We start from the raw sequence: 16,654 nt of genomic DNA, 5'->3' as shown, positions 1-16,654 counted from the left end.
CTCAACACGCCCTCCGATGCTCGACTGCTGCTATTTTCGACAATTACTCCTTGTTTTCAGTTTCGCTAAAGCGTTTTAAATCTTTCAGGGCGTCAATAAGCACCGGAACGGGCGGTTCGGCCTGTTTTTTCAGTTCAAAATCGCTGCTGCTGTATACGCTAAACTGACCACTATTATCTAGAATCGTAATCTCTTTCTGATCGTAAATAACAATATAAGGACTGTAGGTTTCAACCAGCGGCCAACGACGCTTAGATGTCTGTAAGCTTTCGCCATTGGTGTAATTTTTATGAGAACCTGCGCAGGAGATACGATCTTCAAGCATGGTTGGAACCAAATCCATAAGTCCGGCTATAGGTTGGTCTGCCAACTGGTAATTTCGCTGCCAAAGAGGAACTTGCATGTTTTCAAGCGCAAACTGCTTGTTACCCAATAACTCTTCGCTTTGTGCAGGAGACAAAGCCGTCAGCAGCAATTGTTGGTCTTCGGTTTGCTGAAGTACTTTATCTAAAGTAGAAATATCGTCTTCAGCAATTAGAATGACATTAATTTGGTTTTGCGGATGAGCGCTAAACTCTGCCAGCTCCTGGCTTTGCCATTCGGGATGAAACTGACTTAAATGCAGAGAGTCGTTCCAATTTTTGCTGTGATACCAGCGCACATCAAAATTAAAGTCGTTAAGCGGCTTAAGGTAAGCGGGTTTCAGTTGCTGTCGCTCAATGGATTCCTGATAAAAGTCGGGCAAGCCATAAAGCACCTGAAATAATCCGCCGTCGCGGTTCGGATGAGCCAGTAGCTTTAGCTCCGGCCGCTCTAGTTGATGCTTGGCTGCCAGAGTTTCCAGCTCTTTCTGAACTTTGCTACTACTACGCTCAAATAAAATCAGAGTTGTTGATTGCTGAGAGTTTATCTTAGAGCATAAAAGAGGGTGCTGAGGATACTTAAGTTTTATTTTATCGGTAGCCATCAGCATTTGTTGTCTGGCCTGGTAACTTTCAACATCAATGACTCCGTGTTTAGCCATTAATGTTTTAGCCGTTGTTGGATAGGACAACGGAAACATATCGTCTTGTTGGGTAATTGGGTCGTACAACACCGCGTCAGCCCAAACATGAATACTGTGGCTAACGAAAAAGCATAAAAGGAAAATGGCTGTAACCGGAGCGCCAATTTTTCGTTGCTGTAAATCTTCCAGACGTTTCCAGGCTAGGTTAGCCAACAGCAGCTGTATTCCGACAGTCAGTAAGAAACCGAGCAGAACGCCGGAAATAATAACGAAACTTGCCCCTGTGAAAACCGCTTCTGCATCGCGGGTCATTTGCGCCATAGAGTAGGTATTTAAATGATACCCGTACTGTCGAAAGAACAGTGCATCGGCGATAAGTGCTATCAGCCCGAATGAGGCAACCAGAGCGGCAAACCCTCGTAATATTTTGGAGTAGGGCACAACCAGGCAAAACGGGAATATCAGAATAATGAAGAATATAAAAGGCAGAAAGGCAAAGTGACCTATCCAGCTGACAAGCATGTAGAGATTACCGATAGCCGTGGAGGGCTTCGGGGCCGCTTCAATATACAAAAGTCCAATAAACAGGCAAAGGACGATATTGGCAAAGGTAAACCAATGTCCCCAGCTTATTAATCGGGCAATTTTATCCCTACGTTGGTACTTTCCCATCGTTCGTCAGTCCCGTGTTACAATGGCATTATAGTAACACAGCAAAACAGCAAGGATAGTCCCCGTTATGCAATTGCGGATAGAAGAAAGCATTATTCATCAGTTTTATCAAAATGACGGACAAGTAGGGCTTCGGTTGGCTCCTTCGGCGTTAACCGAAGATGACCAGCTGCACGATTTGTTAGTCGAATTAACGGACGTGTATACCAGCAAACCGGCGAAAGGTTATGCGAGTTTTCTTAAAGATGAAGAAGAGGGCGAACCCGGCCCTTTTCCTGAACATTTAACCTCCTGGTATGACGGGCAACTGGACTTTGTCGAATTCAGTCAGCAGTCTGCCAAGCTATTGCTGGAACAACTGCAAAACTATAATTTGTTAGAAGCGGGCTTTTTGTTAGTCACTCGCTACCAACATATTAGTACCGAATATTTATTGGTCTGCTTTTTACCCGTTAAAGAAGGGGTAACAATAAACCCTGAGCTGGCTGTTGACCGCTCGTCGCAGTTAGATATAACGAAAGTGCAATTGGCGGCCCGTATTGACTTAACTGAGTGGAAAACATCTCCGGAAAGTGAGCGGTATATTTCCTTTATTAAAGGACGCGCGGGCCGCAAGGTTTCAGACTTCTTCCTGGATTTTCTGGGGTGTACTGAACGTTTAAACTCAAAAGCTCACACACAACAGTTGGTCGATTCTGTACAAGAATATGCGAAACAGTCGGAGCTGGAAACGGAACAACGCCAAGCCCTGAATAAAGCGGCTTATGAGTATTGTGACGATCAATGGAAGCAGGGCGACACGGTAAAAATCAAAGATCTATCAGAGCAATTTGCAGAGCAGTACCCGGTAGAAAAGAGCTTTGAGAGTTTCTCAAAGGATTTTGCTGAACAGAATTCACGCGAATTAGTTGATGATTTTCCGGCAGATAAGTCGACATTACGTAAGTTGGTTAAGTTTCAGGGACAAGGTGGAGGAGTCAGCGTTGGCTTTGATCACACTGCCCTGGGAGAGAGAGTGCACTATGACGCGGCGACGGATACATTAACAATTAATGGAACTCCGCCAAATTTACGTGATCAATTACGGCGTTATTTTGGTATAGATAGTTAGTTGAAGTGATTAAGTAAATTAAAACGCCGGACAAGCCGGCGTTTTGAAAGTACTTAAATTGTTTGGTTTAGCCGATGTTATTTATCGGCAGCACCGGGAACAATGTTATTGGCATGCAAGCCTTTGGGGCCTTCTTCGAGTTCAAACTCTACGGGTTGCCCCGCTTTAAGTGTGCGATAGCCTTCCATTTCAATGGTTGAATAGTGAGCGAAAATATCACCTTCGCGATCCTCGCTTTCGATAAAGCCGAAGCCCTTCGAATTATTGAACCATTTGACTTTTCCGGTAGCCATACTTCTACATCCTTCTTCTGCAACAGATAGATAGTTTATTATTATTAGGTGCGGTGGCTTGAAAAATCGCCGATTTAGCACCATGTTTAACTCTAGGTGACGTGAGTGATTAGTCAAGCCCTAAAGTTCAAAAAATAACCTGGATTGTTAATATTTTGGTTGTTTTTTTATATTTTCTGGTAAATTTAAAACTATTATTATGGCAGGTTGTTAATAAATGAGTCAGTTTGATCACCAGCACCTTAGCGATACAGAGGAAAAGCAGGAGCTCAAGCCACCATCCATGTATAAAGTCATTATTAATAATGACGATTACACCCCTATGGATTTTGTGATTGAAGTATTGATGAGATTTTTTAAGATGGATCAGGAGCGCGCCACGGACACCATGTTACAGGTGCATTATAAAGGAAAGGCCGTTTGCGGTGTATATTCTGCGGAAATCGCCGAAACTAAAGTAGTACAGGTAAATCAGTATGCTCGGGAAAATCAGCATCCATTATTGTGTACCATGGAGCAAGAATGATCCGGGTTGGCTGGTAAGGAGTGGTCTATGTTGAATAAAGCCCTTGAATTAACGCTAAACGATGCGTTTCGGCTAGCGCGCGAACGTAATCATGAATTGATGACAGTTGAACACTTGCTAATTGCATTACTGGATAACCCAGATGCATCGGAAGCGCTTCGAGCTTGTGGGGCAAACTTTCAACAATTGAAAGAAGAACTATTAAGTTATATTGACCGCAGTACCCCGCTGTTTGGTCCGGAAGAAGAAAGTCCGGACACTCAACCTACGCTTGGTTTTCAGCGAGTTTTGCAGCGCGCGGTGTTTCATGTTCAGTCATCCGGTAACGCTGAGGTAACGGGCGCCAATGTATTGGTTGCCATTTTCAGTGAACAAGAATCTCAAGCCGTCTATCTGCTCAGTAAAAACGATATTACCCGACTGGATATCGTTAACTTCATTTCTCATGGTATTTCTCGTATCGATGACGATGAGCCTATGGACGAAGAAATGGCGGAAGAAGAGGCCATTAAGGGTGGCGAGGAGCAAGAGAGCTACTTGAAGCGCTTTTGTGCCAATCTTAATGTGCAGGCAAAGGAAGGCAAAATTGACCCTCTAATTGGCCGCGATTTCGAGCTGGAACGCTGTGCGCAAATTCTTTGCCGCCGTCGTAAGAATAATCCGTTGTTAGTCGGCGAAGCCGGTGTGGGTAAAACCGCTATTGCAGAAGGCCTGGCTTATCGCATTATTAAAGGCGAAGTACCAGAAATACTAGCCGATGCCACCATTTACTCACTAGACATGGGCGACCTGCTGGCAGGTACTAAATACCGCGGTGACTTTGAAAAGCGCTTTAAAATGCTTTTAAAAGAGCTGCAGGAAAAAGAGCACGCTATTCTGTTCATTGACGAAATTCATACCATTATTGGTGCCGGAGCTGCCAGCGGTGGTGTTTTAGATGCTTCTAACTTGATTAAGCCGTTGCTTTCAAGTGGCCAACTTAAGTGCATTGGCTCCACTACGTACAATGAATTCAAAAATGTTTTTGAAAAGGACCGAGCGCTGGTTCGTCGCTTCCAGAAAGTGGATGTGGTGGAGCCTTCTGTAGAAGACACCACTAAAATTCTGATGGGCTTAAAAGAGCGTTACGAAAATCATCATGGTATTCGTTACACGCAACCTGCTATTAAAGCGGCAGCGGAGCTTTCTGCTAAATACATTAATGAACGCCATTTGCCCGATAAAGCCATTGATGTCATGGATGAAGCCGGAGCTTCACAGCGTTTATTGCCGCCGTCTAAACGCCGTAAAACGGTAGGGGTGTCGGATATTGAGACTATTATCGCCAAAATAGCCCGTATTCCGGAACAGTCGGTTTCCCGGTCCGACCAAGACTTACTGAAGCAGCTGGATCGTAACCTGAAAATGGTGGTATTTGGTCAGGATGAAGCTATTGATAAGCTCACCGGTGCTATTCGCTTGTCGCGTTCGGGTCTTGCCAACGATAACCAGCCAATAGGTTCGTTTATTTTTGCGGGACCAACGGGGGTTGGTAAAACCGAGGTTACACAGCAACTGGCGAAAGCTATGGGCATTGAGCTGGTGCGCTTTGATATGTCGGAATACATGGAGCGCCATGCGGTCAGTCGCCTGATTGGTGCGCCTCCGGGGTATGTAGGATACGAGCAGGGCGGTTTATTGACCGACGCTGTAATCAAGCAACCACATTGCGTGTTGCTGTTAGATGAGCTGGAGAAAGCCCACAGCGATGTATTTAATATTCTGTTGCAGGTGATGGATAACGGCACTTTAACGGACAATAACGGCCGTAAAGCTGACTTCCGTAACGTGATTATTGTTATGACAACCAACGCGGGTGTTCGTGAAACTGTGCGTAAGTCTATTGGCTTTAAACAGCAGGATCACAGCTTCGATGCGTTGGCGGAAATTAATAATATTTTCACTCCGGAGTTTCGTAATCGTCTGGACGGTATTGTGTGGTTTAACCATTTGACACCGGAAGTACTGGAACAGGTTGTCGATAAATTCATTTGTGAACTGCAGGCTCAGTTAGATAAAAAAGGTGTGTCGCTTGAGGTTGATCCTTCTGCTCATGCCTGGATTGCTGAGAAAGGCTACGACAAGGAAATGGGCGCCCGCCCAATGAGCAGGGTTATTCAGGAACACCTGAAGAAAACCTTAGCCAACGAAATTCTGTTCGGGAAACTGGCCAGCGGTGGCAGCGTGAGAGTGACTGCTGATGGCAAGGACGGACTGCAATTTGATTACGACAGCAAAAACGAAACCGTAGAAGGTTAATAAGCCTTCAGCAGAAATGAAAAAACCGGCTCATTAAATGAAGCCGGTTTTTTTAATCCTCAGTGCGGATTAACGTGCGCGGAAGACGATGCGGCCTTTGGTCAGGTCGTAAGGAGTTAACTGCACAGTCACGGTATCGCCGGTCAGGATGCGGATATAGTGCTTACGCATTTTTCCTGAGATATGGGCAGTAACTACGTGACCATTTTCCAATTCTACTCGGAACATAGTGTTAGGAAGGGTGTCAAGAACCGTTCCCTGCATCTCAATACTGTCTTCTTTCGCCATTAAAATCCTCTAATCTTTGTTTTGAGCTTTAAGTGTGTGCGATTTTAGCTCTTTTTTCCAATGATTGCCAACCAGTCGTTCATATGGGGCAAATCGAGCCTTATAATTCATCTTTTTACAGTCATCAATTTGGTAACCCAAATAGAGTCTGGCAACATCTCGCTCCTGAGCCAGTCGAATCATTTCTAATACAGCGAAGGTACCCGGCGAACGCTTTTCCTCATCGGGATGAAAAAAGGTATAAACTGCGGACATTGCGTCAGCAGTGCGATCAACTACCGAAACTATCATTAACTCATTGCTGGCATTGCGCCACTCTAATAACTCCGGAGTTAACCAGTCGCAATCTATCCAGTTCCAGAATTTTTCCGGGTCGGGTGGGTACATCTCTCCATCCGCGTGTCGTTGTTCAATAAACTGCGAAAACAATTGACTGTATTCAGCTTCCGGCTGCTGTTTAATCTGCAGCGTTAAGTCGTCATTCTTTTTTAGAATTCGTTTTTGGTTCTTACTAAAGCGAAATTCAGGCACGACCACGCGTAACGACTGACAGGCACTACAGAGCCGGCAGTGAGGACGGTAAACATCGTTATGGCTGCGACGGAAGCCGTATTGCATGAGTTGCTGATACGCGTCTGCATTAAGGTTTTCAAGAGCATTAGGGAGGGCAACAACAAGTCGTTCCTGCTGGTCGGTTAAATAGTGACATTGGCTCTCTTTCGTCACGCCAAATTGCACTACAGTTCTCCAGAATGAGAAAGCTCACGAGCTTGCCAAAAAGTATCTGGCATCTTTTGTTGTTGTGCAATATTGAGCTTCATTAAAAAACGTTCGCGATGCAGGTTAACAGCACCTAATGAAAATAAATGCGGATTACCCACCTGACAATCAATTAGCTGGCCGCCATGCTTTTTAAAATATTGAGCGAAACGTAACAAGGCTATTTTTGACGCGTCGGTTTTGTAGTGAAACATACTTTCCCCGCAAAAAGCACGGCCTACTGAAATACCGTACAAACCGCCTGCAAGTTCATTGTCGAACCAAATTTCGACCGAATGGGCGTGACCTAACTGATGCAGCTTGCAATAAGCTTCAATCATCTCTTCCGTTATCCAGGTACCTTTTTTGTCGGCGCGTTCGTCTGCGCAGGCACGAACAACTTCAGCAAAGTTACGATTAATGCTCATTTGCCAGTTTGGCTTACGATTGGTTTTAGCTAAAGAGCGGCTGGTATGGATTTGGTCGGGGAAAAATACAGCTCTGGGGTTAGGGGACCACCACAGAATTGGGTCATTTTCTGAGAACCAGGGAAATATTCCCTGCTGATAGGCGTGTATCAGCCGACCCGGCGATAAATCTCCACCGACAGCGAGTAGCCCATTGGGCTCATGCAAAGCGGTCGCTGCGGGTGGAAAACTGATTGATGCCGGATCAAGCTGAACAATCACGTTAAAAGACTAAGACTTAGTCAGTGCGTCTAAGTAACGCTCGGCATCTAACGCGGCCATACAGCCACTACCGGCAGAGGTAATTGCCTGACGGTAAATGTGATCCATTACGTCACCGGCCGCAAAAACGCCCGGTACACTGGTTGCTGTCGCATTGCCCTGAAGCCCGCTTTGCACCTGAATGTAACCGTCCTGCATTTCCAGTTCACCGTCAAAAATACCGGTATTAGGCTGGTGGCCGATGGCAATAAAGCAGCCCGCAACTTCCAGCTCTTCGGTACTACCGTCTTGCGTATCTTTAATACGCACGCCGGTAACACCAGCATCGTCACCCAGCACTTCATCTAAGGTTTTGTTCAGATGGAAAGTGACATTACCGTTCTGCTCTTTTTCATGCAGACGGTCGACCAGAATTTTCTCCGCCCGGAAAGTGTCACGACGGTGGATAACATGCACTTCGCTGGCAATGTTTGAAAGGTACAACGCTTCTTCAACCGCAGTATTACCGCCGCCGACAACGCAGACCTTTTGCTTTTTGTAGAAAAAGCCGTCACATGTTGCGCAAGCTGAAACGCCTTTACCCATAAAGGCTTCTTCTGAGTCTAAGCCTAAGTATTTAGCTGAGGCGCCAGTGCTGATAATGACTGAGTCTGCGGTGTACTCACCAACGTCACCTTTTAACTGAAAAGGGCGCTTGGAAAAGTCGACGCTGCTAATATGGTCGAACACAATCTCGGTATCAAAGCGCTCAGCGTGCTTTTGCATACGGACCATAAGGTCGGGTCCGGTTAAACCTTCGGCGTCGCCCGGCCAGTTCTCAACGTCGGTTGTGGTGGTTAACTGACCACCTTGTTGCATACCCGTTACCATAACCGGGTTTAAATTAGCACGTGCAGCATAGACTGCAGCTGTATAGCCAGCAGGACCTGATCCCAGAATAAGTAACTTGCAGTGTTTGGCTTCAGCCATTAGAAAAACTCCATTAATGCGTTTTTGATTGTTCGTTCTTTAGCTATGGGGGTTGATTGTAGGGTTTACAAGCTTAGCGAACAAGAACTGCCAATAAAAAAGCCCGCAAACTTTTGTTCACGGGCTTATTCAGAACAACCGGCTATTACGCCTGAAGCGCTTCGCGAGGGTCCTGGTAATCCAGACCTAACTGCTGACCAAGATCATCGTGAATGGCTTTGTAGGTAATTTTACCTTTATGCATGTTCAGGCCGCGTAACAGGTGCTCGTTTTCGAGCATGGCTTGCACGCCTTTATTTGCTAATGCAATACCATAAGGCAAGGTTGCATTGTTCAGTGCAATAGTAGAGGTACGTGCTACACCGCCCGGCATGTTTGCCACACAGTAGTGAACAACGTCGTCAATAATGTAAACAGGGTCCTGATGCGTGGTTGCTTTTGATGTTTCAAAGCAGCCGCCCTGATCAATTGCAACGTCTACCAGTACTGAGCCCGGCTTCATATTGCTGATGTTTTCACGAGTTAGCAGTTTCGGTGCCGCGGCGCCTGGAATAAGAACCGCACCCACCACTAAGTCAGCTTCACGAGAGTATTTATCGATAGCATCAACGGTTGAGTAAACCGTTTGTACGCGACCGGCAAAGATATCGTCCAGTTCACGTAAACGAGGCAGAGAACGATCTAAAATAGTGACTTCAGCGCCCAGGCCAATAGCCATTTTCGCAGCGTTAGTACCAACAACACCGCCGCCAATGATAAGTACTTTACCCGGTGCTACGCCAGGAACACCACCTAATAAGGTGCCGCTGCCACCATGTGCTTTTTCTAAATAGTGAGCGCCTGCCTGAATTGACATACGCCCGGCAACTTCACTCATAGGAGCTAAAAGAGGCAAACCGTTACGGTTATCGGTGACCGTTTCGTAAGCAATAGCAGTACAACCCGCTTTACCCAGTAACTCAGTTTGAGTTGGGTCTGGTGCTAAATGAAGGAAAGTATAAAGAATTTGGCCTTCGCGAAGCATTTTGCATTCGTTTGGCTGAGGCTCTTTTACTTTAACAATCATGTCGGCGCGCTGAAAAATCTCTTCTGGTGTATCAATAATAGTTGCACCGGCTTCCATATATTGCTCGTTTGTGAAGCCTATTGCTGCACCACCGTTATTTTCAATGATGACGTCATGGCCGTTTTCCACATATTCACGCACGGCTGCTGGAGTTAAGCCGATACGGTATTCGTGGTTTTTAATCTCTTTTGGTACACCAATTAACATTATCTGCCTCTTACAATTTCGTGTTTAAGGGGGAATTATTTGGCGCAAATTATAGACGCAAACAACAGTGCATGACTTACTTTTTTTAAGTTATTTTTTGGTGTGATATACTAATTTTAATTACTTATTTAGAGATTTATCATGTTTAACGCCGAGCAACCAGCAGAAGTCACTATTGATAAAACCGACAGGAAGATCCTGCGGCTTTTGCAGGATGATGGACGCATGTCGAATGTTGAACTGGCAAGGCGTGTAGGCCTTAGCCAGACTGCTTGCCTGGAGCGTGTGCGTAAGCTTGAGCGGGAACAAGTAATTGAAAGTTATCATGCCCGGATTAATCCTGCTAAGTTAGGTGCAAACCTGATGGTTTTCGTTGAAATTACCTTAACCCGAACCTCAGCCGACGCTTTTGCCGAATTTAGCGAGGCTGCACGTAAAACAGATGAAATTCTTGAATGCCATTTGGTGGCGGGTGACTTCGACTTCCTGATAAAAGCACGGGTGCCGGATATGCGTGCTTACCGCAAATTATTGGGTGAAACCCTGTTAATGATGCCGGGGGTTGATGAATCAAGAACCTATGTGGTTATGGAAGAGGTCAAACAAGAAAATAAAGTATTAGTAAAGGGGTAACATTGGGGCTGATATTCGCTACAATCATGCGGATAAAATTTATCTCGATATTTTATCGTAACAAGAATACCAACGAAGGCGCTGCAATAAGATAATGACAGGTGTACAAAGAGTTTTAGAAGCAGGGTTGCTAATAAGTGGTGCGCTGGCCATTTTCATTTTTTTGTCATTGGTGAGCTTTAATCCCGCTGATCCCAGCTGGTCACAGACCGGTTATGAAGGAAGCATACATAATGCCGGCGGTGCCGTAGGTGCCTGGATGGCAGATGTACTCTTGTTTGCTTTTGGCTTCGTTGCCTACCTTATTCCTTTCGGCTTTGTTGGCCTTGGCTACTTACTGTTCCGTAAAACTTACCATTTATTAGAAATGGATTATCTTGCGGTGAGTTTGCGCATGATAGGCGCTATGCTCGCGCTCATCGGTGCATCCGCACTGTCATCTATTAATTTCGACGATATTTACTACTTTTCCGCCGGTGGCGTTATCGGCGACGTTATTGCTGCGTCTTTGCTTCCTTACCTGAACTTCGTCGGAACGACACTGTTGTTACTGACTTTCTTCTTTACCGGAGTAACTTTAGTGACCGGAATAAGCTGGTTGCAGGTTGCCGATAAACTAGGTGAGTGGGTTATCGATGGGGCTTTGTGGTTAACCGAAAAAGTTAAAATGCTTTGGCAAAGTCGCGGAAGCTCGGAAGCGGAAGATAAAGAAGACGACTCAGAAGCTTATGATGACGACGAGCATGAGCAAACGCTTGAAGAAAAGAAACCGACAACACTCAGTAGTGACTTATTTGGAGCCGACAAACAAGAACCCGTTTTGAGCCTGCCGTCAATGAGCTCTGTTGACGAAGACGATGACGTAGACAACGATGCGCCTAAATTTAGCAAGCAGGCGGCTGCGAAAAAAGACACACCTAAGAAACCTGTTGCCGCGGCGTCTTCTTCAGAAACCTCGACGGAAGACGAGCCGCAAGCAGAGGCTGATTCAGGCGAGGGCGAGTTACTTCCGCCGTTGCCGTCAATAGAGCTTCTGGATAGACCGAATAAAAAAGAGCACCCGGTAACTCAGGAAGAACTGGATCAGGTATCACGCACGGTCGAGACAGTGCTGAAAGATTTTGGGGTTGATGTTCGTGTGGCTCACGTTGAGCCCGGTCCGGTCATCACCCGTTTTGAGCTCGATTTAGCGCCGGGTGTTAAAGTCTCCAGAATTTCTAACTTAGCAAAAGATATTGCCCGTACCTTATCTGCTGTTGCTGTACGTGTGGTAGAGGTTATTCCGGGTAAGTCATATGTTGGTCTGGAACTGCCTAATAAACACCGCGAAATTGTGCAGCTAAGCGAAGTAATTAATAGCGACCAGTTCACCCATAGCGGCTCGCCGCTAACGATGATTCTGGGCAAAAACATTGCTGGCACTCCAGTCGTTGTCGACTTAGGAAAAATGCCGCATTTGCTGGTAGCTGGTACCACCGGTTCCGGTAAATCTGTTGGTGTTAACGTTATGATTCTGAGCCTGCTCTATAAGAGCACGCCCGAAGACGTTCGCCTTATTATGATAGATCCGAAAATGCTTGAGCTGTCGGTTTATGAGGGCATTCCGCACTTGTTGACCGAGGTCGTCACCGACATGAAAGATGCCGCCAATGCACTGCGTTGGTGTGTAGGAGAAATGGAGCGTCGTTACAAACTCATGTCATCTTTAGGGGTACGTAATTTAAAAGGCTACAACGCGAAAGTGAAGGCGGCTAAAGACGCTGGTGAACCACTGCGTGACCCTATCTGGAAGCCGGGCGATTCTATGGATGAGTTACCGCCGTTGCTGGAAAAATTACCGAACATTGTCGTGGTGATAGACGAATTTGCCGACATGATGATGATTGTCGGTAAAAAAGTAGAAGAGCTCATAGCACGTATCGCTCAGAAAGCGCGTGCTGCCGGTATTCACTTAATTTTGGCGACTCAACGCCCATCGGTGGATGTTATCACCGGTTTAATTAAAGCGAATATTCCAACCCGAATTGCGTTTCAGGTATCATCAAAAATAGACTCGAGAACCATTCTGGATCAGCCGGGTGCCGACCAATTGTTAGGGCAGGGCGATATGCTCTATTTACCACCGGGTAGCGGTTCTCCGGTGCGTGTACATGGAGCTTTTGTCGATGACCATGAAGTTCATGCGGTGGTTAAGGACTGGAAGAAACGTGGTCGACCTAACTATTTGGAAGAAATTTTATCGGGCGATCAGGGCGAGGAAGCGCTACTACCGGGGGAACAGCAGGAATCTGATGATGCTGAATCTGACCCTCTGTACGATGAAGCCGTTGCTTTTGTTACTGAGACCCAGCGGGTATCAGTATCGAGTGTACAGCGCAAATTCCGTATCGGTTATAACCGCGCTGCCCGTATCGTCGAACAAATGCAGGTGAGTGGTGTCGTAACCAGTGCAGGCAATAACGGTCAGCGCGAAGTGCTGGCTCCACGAGCTCCAAGGGATTAATTCATGAAAGCAGTTGTATTGGCCATGATTATGGCCGTTTCGTTTAATGTGTTTGCCTCAGGCGGCGAGTCAGACAAGCAGGCTCTGCAAAATTTACTGAAACAAACTCAAAGCTTATCTGCAGAGTTTGAACAGCAAGTAAAAGATGAACAGGGTGAAGTACTGCAAACACTAAGTGGTACGTTAAAGTTAAAACGACCCGCTAATTTGTATTGGCATACGAAAAAGCCGGATGAAAGCGTGATGGTCGCTAACGGCAAAAAGGTCTGGTACTACAATCCTTTTGTTGAACAAGTAACCATTTATGCACAGCAGGACATGGTTGACGACAGCCCTTTGCTGCTGGTGTTGGACAGCAACGGTAATCAGTGGCAGAACTACAACGTCAACTTTAGCGATAATCGCTACTTTGTTGAGCATGAAACGAATGGTAATAAGCTGGAATTAACATTTACCGATGAAAAGCTCACAGAGATAACCATGGTTCAGGCTCAGGGTGAGCGGACTGAACTGATGCTGAATAATGTGGCGTTAAATGAAACCATCAGCGACGAACAATTTGTTTTTGACGTACCCGCTGATGTCGACGTCGACGATCAAAGTTAATTGTTGTGGCAGGTCTGGACTTAGATTTTCAACCCGATTTCAAACCCCTTGCGGCGCGAATGCGCCCACGCACGGTTGACGAGTATGTAGGTCAGCAGCATCTTCTTGCGCCCGGTAAACCTTTGCGGGTAGCGGTAGAGCAAGGGCATCTGCATTCAATGATTTTATGGGGACCTCCGGGTACCGGTAAAACCACCTTAGCGGAACTCATTGCGACCCAGGCAAATGCTACAGTCAGCCGCATTAGTGCGGTAACCTCCGGTGTTAAAGACATTCGAAAAGCCATTGAAGAAGCGAAGTTACTGGCTCAGCAGCAGGGGCGTCGCACCATTTTGTTTGTGGACGAAGTGCACCGTTTCAACAAAAGCCAGCAAGACGCTTTTCTGCCCCACATTGAAGACGGCACTATTGTCTTTATTGGCGCGACCACAGAAAACCCCGGCTTTGAGCTTAACAACGCACTGCTTTCGCGGGCGCGGGTTTACCGGTTACAAACATTGTCCAAAACGGATCTTGAACAGGCTCTGGAAAGCGCGTTAACGGACGCAGAACGAGGCCTTGGTCAGCGTCAGTTGCAACTACAAGGTGAAGCCCGGGCAAAGCTTCTGGACTTAGCCGGCGGGGATGCGCGTCGCTTATTAAACTATCTTGAAGTGGTTGCTGATTTTGTTGAGAGCAGCAGCCAGCCAATTACACCAGAATTGATCACCGCGGCTATTGGCGAAAAAGCCACGGCTTTTGATCATCAGGGCGACCATTACTACGATGTTTTATCCGCTTTCCATAAGTCTGTCAGAGGCTCATCTCCCGACGGCGCTTTGTATTGGTATGCACGTTTATTAACCGGTGGCGGCGACGCTTTGGTTATTGCTCGTCGGTTACTAGCTATAGCCTCGGAAGATATAGGAAATGCTGACCCCAGAGCACTGCAGTTAGCATTAAACGCTTGGGATACGTACCACAGAGTGGGGCCTGCAGAGGGCGAGCGTGCCATTGCTCAGGCGGTTATTTATTGCGCTTGTGCAGCGAAAAGCAATGCCGTTTATAATGCGTTTAAAAGTGCACTAAGAACGGCTAAAGAGCACAGCGATGCGCCGGTGCCTGAACATTTACGTAACGCACCAACCAAGGTGCACAAGGCTCAGGGATATGGTGCTGACTACCAGTACGCACATAATTATCCTAACGCTTACGTTCCGGGTGAACGTTACTTACCGTCAGAAATAGCCGGCACCCAATTTTATACGCCGGAGCCTCGCGGCATGGAAATAAAGTTGCAGGAAAAGCTCCGTTGGTTGCAAGATATGGACTCAAAGTCAGACTGGCACAGGGAACCCGATGAATAACCTCCTTCTTCATTTCTTTTGCGTAGCTGCGGGTGGCGCAATAGGCGCATCGGCACGTTTTGCCATGGTTCTGGCTATGCAATCATTTGGGTTTCGGGCATTCCCTTTTGCCACGTTGACCGTTAACATAATAGGTTCGTTTTTCTTAGGGTTGTTACTGGCTTACGCAGAGCAACAACCCGTTTCTGAAACAACTCGTTTATTTTTAGGAGTTGGTTTACTGGGCGCTTTTACAACCTTCTCGACATTCTCAGTCGAGGTTGTGGCTTTAGCCAGTCAGGGCGAGCTGTTTAAAGCGGCTCTGCACATTGCCTTTAATGTAATTATTTGTATTGCTGCTGTTTTCGCGGCAATGATGTTGTACTCAACAACGGTTAAATAGGACACTCATGCTAGACGCAAAATACTTCCGAGAGGAATTAGACCAGACCGCAAAAAAGCTAGCAACGCGAGGCTTTGACTTAGACGTTGCCAAATTACAAAAGCTGGAAGAGCAGCGCAAAGAGGTGCAAGTACGCACCGAGCAGTTACAGGCAGAGCGTAACAGCCGCTCGAAAGCCATAGGTAAGGCAAAAGCATCGGGTGAAGATATACAACCGTTGCTGGACGCGGTAAGCGATTTAGGCGAGCAGTTGGATAACGCTAAAGAAGAATTGAAAGTTATCCAGCAAGAACTTAACGATATTATTATGGGTGTTCCTAACTTGCCGGCAGACGAAGTCCCGGAAGGTGCGGATGAAGATGAAAACCAGGAGGTTCTGACCTGGGGGAAGCCTAAGTCGTTCGACTTTGAAGTGAAAGATCATGTCGATTTAGGCGAAGCATTAGCCAAAGGTATGGATTTTGAAACTGCCGCAAAACTTACTGGTGCACGCTTTGTGGTTATGCGTGGTGGTATCGCCCGCATGCATCGCGCCCTGACTCAGTTTATGCTGGATTTACATACTGACGAGCATGGGTATCTTGAGACCTACGTGCCTTATATGGTGAATCAGGATTCATTATATGGAACCGGGCAGTTACCTAAGTTCGGTAAAGACTTATTCCATATTGAAGGTGAGTCACAAGATCAAATTCCTATGTCGTTGATTCCAACGGCTGAAGTGCCGTTAACAAACTTATACCGTGATGAAATTGCGGATGAAGACGAGTTACCGCTTAAGTTTACTGCGCATACGCCGTGTTTTCGCAGTGAAGCCGGTTCTCACGGTCGCGACACTCGTGGGCTTATCCGGCAGCATCAGTTTGATAAAGTGGAACTGGTCTGGTTGGTTAAACCTGAACAGTCAATGGACGCTTTAGAGCAATTAACAGGTCACGCTGAAGCCGTGTTGCAAAAACTTGAGTTGCCGTACCGTAAAGTACTGCTTTGTACTGGGGATATGGGCTTTGGTGCAGCTAAAACTTATGATCTGGAAGTCTGGTTGCCAGCGCAGGAAGCGTACCGTGAAATTAGCTCCTGCTCGAATATGCAGGACTTTCAGGCGCGTCGTATGCAGGCTCGTTTCCGTCGTAAGGGCGCAAAGAAGCCTGAACTTATGCACACATTAAACGGTTCAGGCCTGGCTGTTGGCCGTGCGTTGGTCGCAGTGCTGGAAAACTATCAGCAGGAAGACGGCTCAATTGTTGTTCCTGAGGTATTACGTCCTTACATGGGCGGCGTAGAAGTACTTAAGGCTTAA

General features: G+C 46.5%; 16 protein-coding genes. 9 read left to right on the top strand and 7 right to left on the bottom strand.

The window, feature by feature from the left end:
• Positions 1 to 43 precede the first annotated feature (43 nt).
• Positions 44 to 1,678: a DUF3413 domain-containing protein gene (locus tag ACN0RF_RS03305; protein ID WP_417438050.1), complete on the bottom strand. Its 1,635-nt coding sequence runs from the start codon at positions 1,676 to 1,678 to the stop codon at positions 44 to 46.
• A 67-nt stretch (positions 1,679 to 1,745) separates the two neighbouring features.
• Here ACN0RF_RS03305 and yejK point away from each other — a divergent pair, with 67 nt between their 5' ends.
• Complete coding sequence (gene yejK, locus ACN0RF_RS03300) at positions 1,746 to 2,789, top strand: nucleoid-associated protein YejK (protein ID WP_011233929.1); 1,044 nt, start codon at positions 1,746 to 1,748, stop codon at positions 2,787 to 2,789.
• A gap of 77 nt (positions 2,790 to 2,866) precedes the next feature.
• Here the strand turns inward: yejK and cspD are convergent, their stop codons facing one another.
• Complete coding sequence (gene cspD, locus ACN0RF_RS03295; RefSeq protein WP_011233928.1) at positions 2,867 to 3,082, bottom strand: cold shock domain-containing protein CspD; 216 nt, start codon at positions 3,080 to 3,082, stop codon at positions 2,867 to 2,869.
• 217 nt (positions 3,083 to 3,299) lie between these two features.
• Between cspD and clpS the strand changes: the two genes are divergently transcribed.
• Both clpS and clpA read left to right on the top strand, forming a co-directional pair.
• Positions 3,300 to 3,608 (top strand): ATP-dependent Clp protease adapter ClpS, encoded by a 309-nt coding sequence (clpS, locus tag ACN0RF_RS03290; RefSeq protein WP_011233927.1) that lies wholly within the window; start codon positions 3,300 to 3,302, stop codon positions 3,606 to 3,608.
• Positions 3,609 to 3,635: 27 nt separating this feature from the next.
• Complete coding sequence (gene clpA, locus ACN0RF_RS03285) at positions 3,636 to 5,906, top strand: ATP-dependent Clp protease ATP-binding subunit ClpA (protein ID WP_417438049.1); 2,271 nt, start codon at positions 3,636 to 3,638, stop codon at positions 5,904 to 5,906.
• 69 nt (positions 5,907 to 5,975) lie between these two features.
• On the opposite strand, the gene infA is transcribed toward clpA, so the two are convergent.
• From infA to ald, 5 genes are all read right to left on the bottom strand, one after another.
• Positions 5,976 to 6,194 carry a translation initiation factor IF-1 gene (gene infA / locus ACN0RF_RS03280; protein ID WP_008489926.1) on the bottom strand — a complete coding sequence of 73 codons (219 nt, stop codon included), beginning with the start codon at positions 6,192 to 6,194 and terminating at the stop codon, positions 5,976 to 5,978.
• A 9-nt stretch (positions 6,195 to 6,203) separates the two neighbouring features.
• A complete protein-coding gene (locus ACN0RF_RS03275) occupies positions 6,204 to 6,932 on the bottom strand; it encodes an arginyltransferase (protein WP_417438048.1) in 729 nt (242 codons plus the stop codon).
• On the bottom strand, positions 6,932 to 7,642 hold the full coding sequence (gene aat / locus ACN0RF_RS03270; protein ID WP_417438047.1) for a leucyl/phenylalanyl-tRNA--protein transferase: 711 nt from the start codon (positions 7,640 to 7,642) through the stop codon (positions 6,932 to 6,934). The genes ACN0RF_RS03275 and aat overlap by 1 nt, the downstream gene beginning before the upstream one ends.
• Positions 7,643 to 7,651: 9 nt before the next feature.
• Positions 7,652 to 8,611 (bottom strand): thioredoxin-disulfide reductase, encoded by a 960-nt coding sequence (gene trxB / locus ACN0RF_RS03265; RefSeq protein WP_417438046.1) that lies wholly within the window; start codon positions 8,609 to 8,611, stop codon positions 7,652 to 7,654.
• A gap of 145 nt (positions 8,612 to 8,756) precedes the next feature.
• The gene (gene ald, locus ACN0RF_RS03260) at positions 8,757 to 9,884 is read right to left on the bottom strand and encodes an alanine dehydrogenase (RefSeq protein ID WP_110013079.1); all 1,128 of its coding nucleotides are present in this window, start codon (positions 9,882 to 9,884) and stop codon (positions 8,757 to 8,759) included.
• Between the two features lie 138 nt (positions 9,885 to 10,022).
• Between ald and lrp the strand changes: the two genes are divergently transcribed.
• The 6 genes from lrp (at position 10,023) to serS (ending at position 16,654) form a co-directional block, all read left to right on the top strand.
• On the top strand, positions 10,023 to 10,517 hold the full coding sequence (lrp, locus tag ACN0RF_RS03255) for a leucine-responsive transcriptional regulator Lrp (RefSeq protein WP_041291753.1): 495 nt from the start codon (positions 10,023 to 10,025) through the stop codon (positions 10,515 to 10,517).
• Between the two features lie 94 nt (positions 10,518 to 10,611).
• A complete protein-coding gene (locus tag ACN0RF_RS03250; RefSeq protein ID WP_417438045.1) occupies positions 10,612 to 13,020 on the top strand; it encodes a DNA translocase FtsK 4TM domain-containing protein in 2,409 nt (802 codons plus the stop codon).
• Between the two features lie 3 nt (positions 13,021 to 13,023).
• Positions 13,024 to 13,626, top strand: coding sequence for an outer membrane lipoprotein chaperone LolA (gene lolA / locus ACN0RF_RS03245; protein WP_417438044.1), 603 nt, complete (start codon positions 13,024 to 13,026; stop codon positions 13,624 to 13,626).
• Between the two features lie 59 nt (positions 13,627 to 13,685).
• A complete protein-coding gene (locus ACN0RF_RS03240; protein WP_417438043.1) occupies positions 13,686 to 14,972 on the top strand; it encodes a replication-associated recombination protein A in 1,287 nt (428 codons plus the stop codon).
• A complete protein-coding gene (gene crcB, locus ACN0RF_RS03235; protein ID WP_253619288.1) occupies positions 14,965 to 15,354 on the top strand; it encodes a fluoride efflux transporter CrcB in 390 nt (129 codons plus the stop codon). Before ACN0RF_RS03240 ends, crcB begins: the two co-directional genes overlap by 8 nt.
• Positions 15,355 to 15,361: 7 nt before the next feature.
• Positions 15,362 to 16,654, top strand: coding sequence for a serine--tRNA ligase (gene serS / locus ACN0RF_RS03230; protein ID WP_417438042.1), 1,293 nt, complete (start codon positions 15,362 to 15,364; stop codon positions 16,652 to 16,654).

It is taken from the genome of Idiomarina sp. (assembly GCF_048260185.1).
In the GTDB taxonomy this organism is placed as follows: Bacteria; Pseudomonadota; Gammaproteobacteria; order Enterobacterales; family Alteromonadaceae; genus Idiomarina.
The sequence above is the reverse complement of the archived record's forward strand: the minus strand, read 5'-3'. Positions and strand labels throughout refer to the sequence as shown.

Coding starts and splice junctions, on each gene's coding strand:
- ACN0RF_RS03240 (WP_417438043.1), top strand. CDS start 13,686: ATGCGCCCACGCACGGTTGACGAGTATGTAGGTCAGCAGCATCTTCTT.
- yejK (WP_011233929.1), top strand. CDS start 1,746: ATGCAATTGCGGATAGAAGAAAGCATTATTCATCAGTTTTATCAAAAT.
- ald (WP_110013079.1), bottom strand. CDS start 9,884: ATGTTAATTGGTGTACCAAAAGAGATTAAAAACCACGAATACCGTATC.
- infA (WP_008489926.1), bottom strand. CDS start 6,194: ATGGCGAAAGAAGACAGTATTGAGATGCAGGGAACGGTTCTTGACACC.
- clpA (WP_417438049.1), top strand. CDS start 3,636: ATGTTGAATAAAGCCCTTGAATTAACGCTAAACGATGCGTTTCGGCTA.
- trxB (WP_417438046.1), bottom strand. CDS start 8,611: ATGGCTGAAGCCAAACACTGCAAGTTACTTATTCTGGGATCAGGTCCT.
- clpS (WP_011233927.1), top strand. CDS start 3,300: ATGAGTCAGTTTGATCACCAGCACCTTAGCGATACAGAGGAAAAGCAG.
- serS (WP_417438042.1), top strand. CDS start 15,362: ATGCTAGACGCAAAATACTTCCGAGAGGAATTAGACCAGACCGCAAAA.
- crcB (WP_253619288.1), top strand. CDS start 14,965: ATGAATAACCTCCTTCTTCATTTCTTTTGCGTAGCTGCGGGTGGCGCA.
- ACN0RF_RS03250 (WP_417438045.1), top strand. CDS start 10,612: ATGACAGGTGTACAAAGAGTTTTAGAAGCAGGGTTGCTAATAAGTGGT.
- ACN0RF_RS03305 (WP_417438050.1), bottom strand. CDS start 1,678: ATGGGAAAGTACCAACGTAGGGATAAAATTGCCCGATTAATAAGCTGG.
- lolA (WP_417438044.1), top strand. CDS start 13,024: ATGAAAGCAGTTGTATTGGCCATGATTATGGCCGTTTCGTTTAATGTG.
- cspD (WP_011233928.1), bottom strand. CDS start 3,082: ATGGCTACCGGAAAAGTCAAATGGTTCAATAATTCGAAGGGCTTCGGC.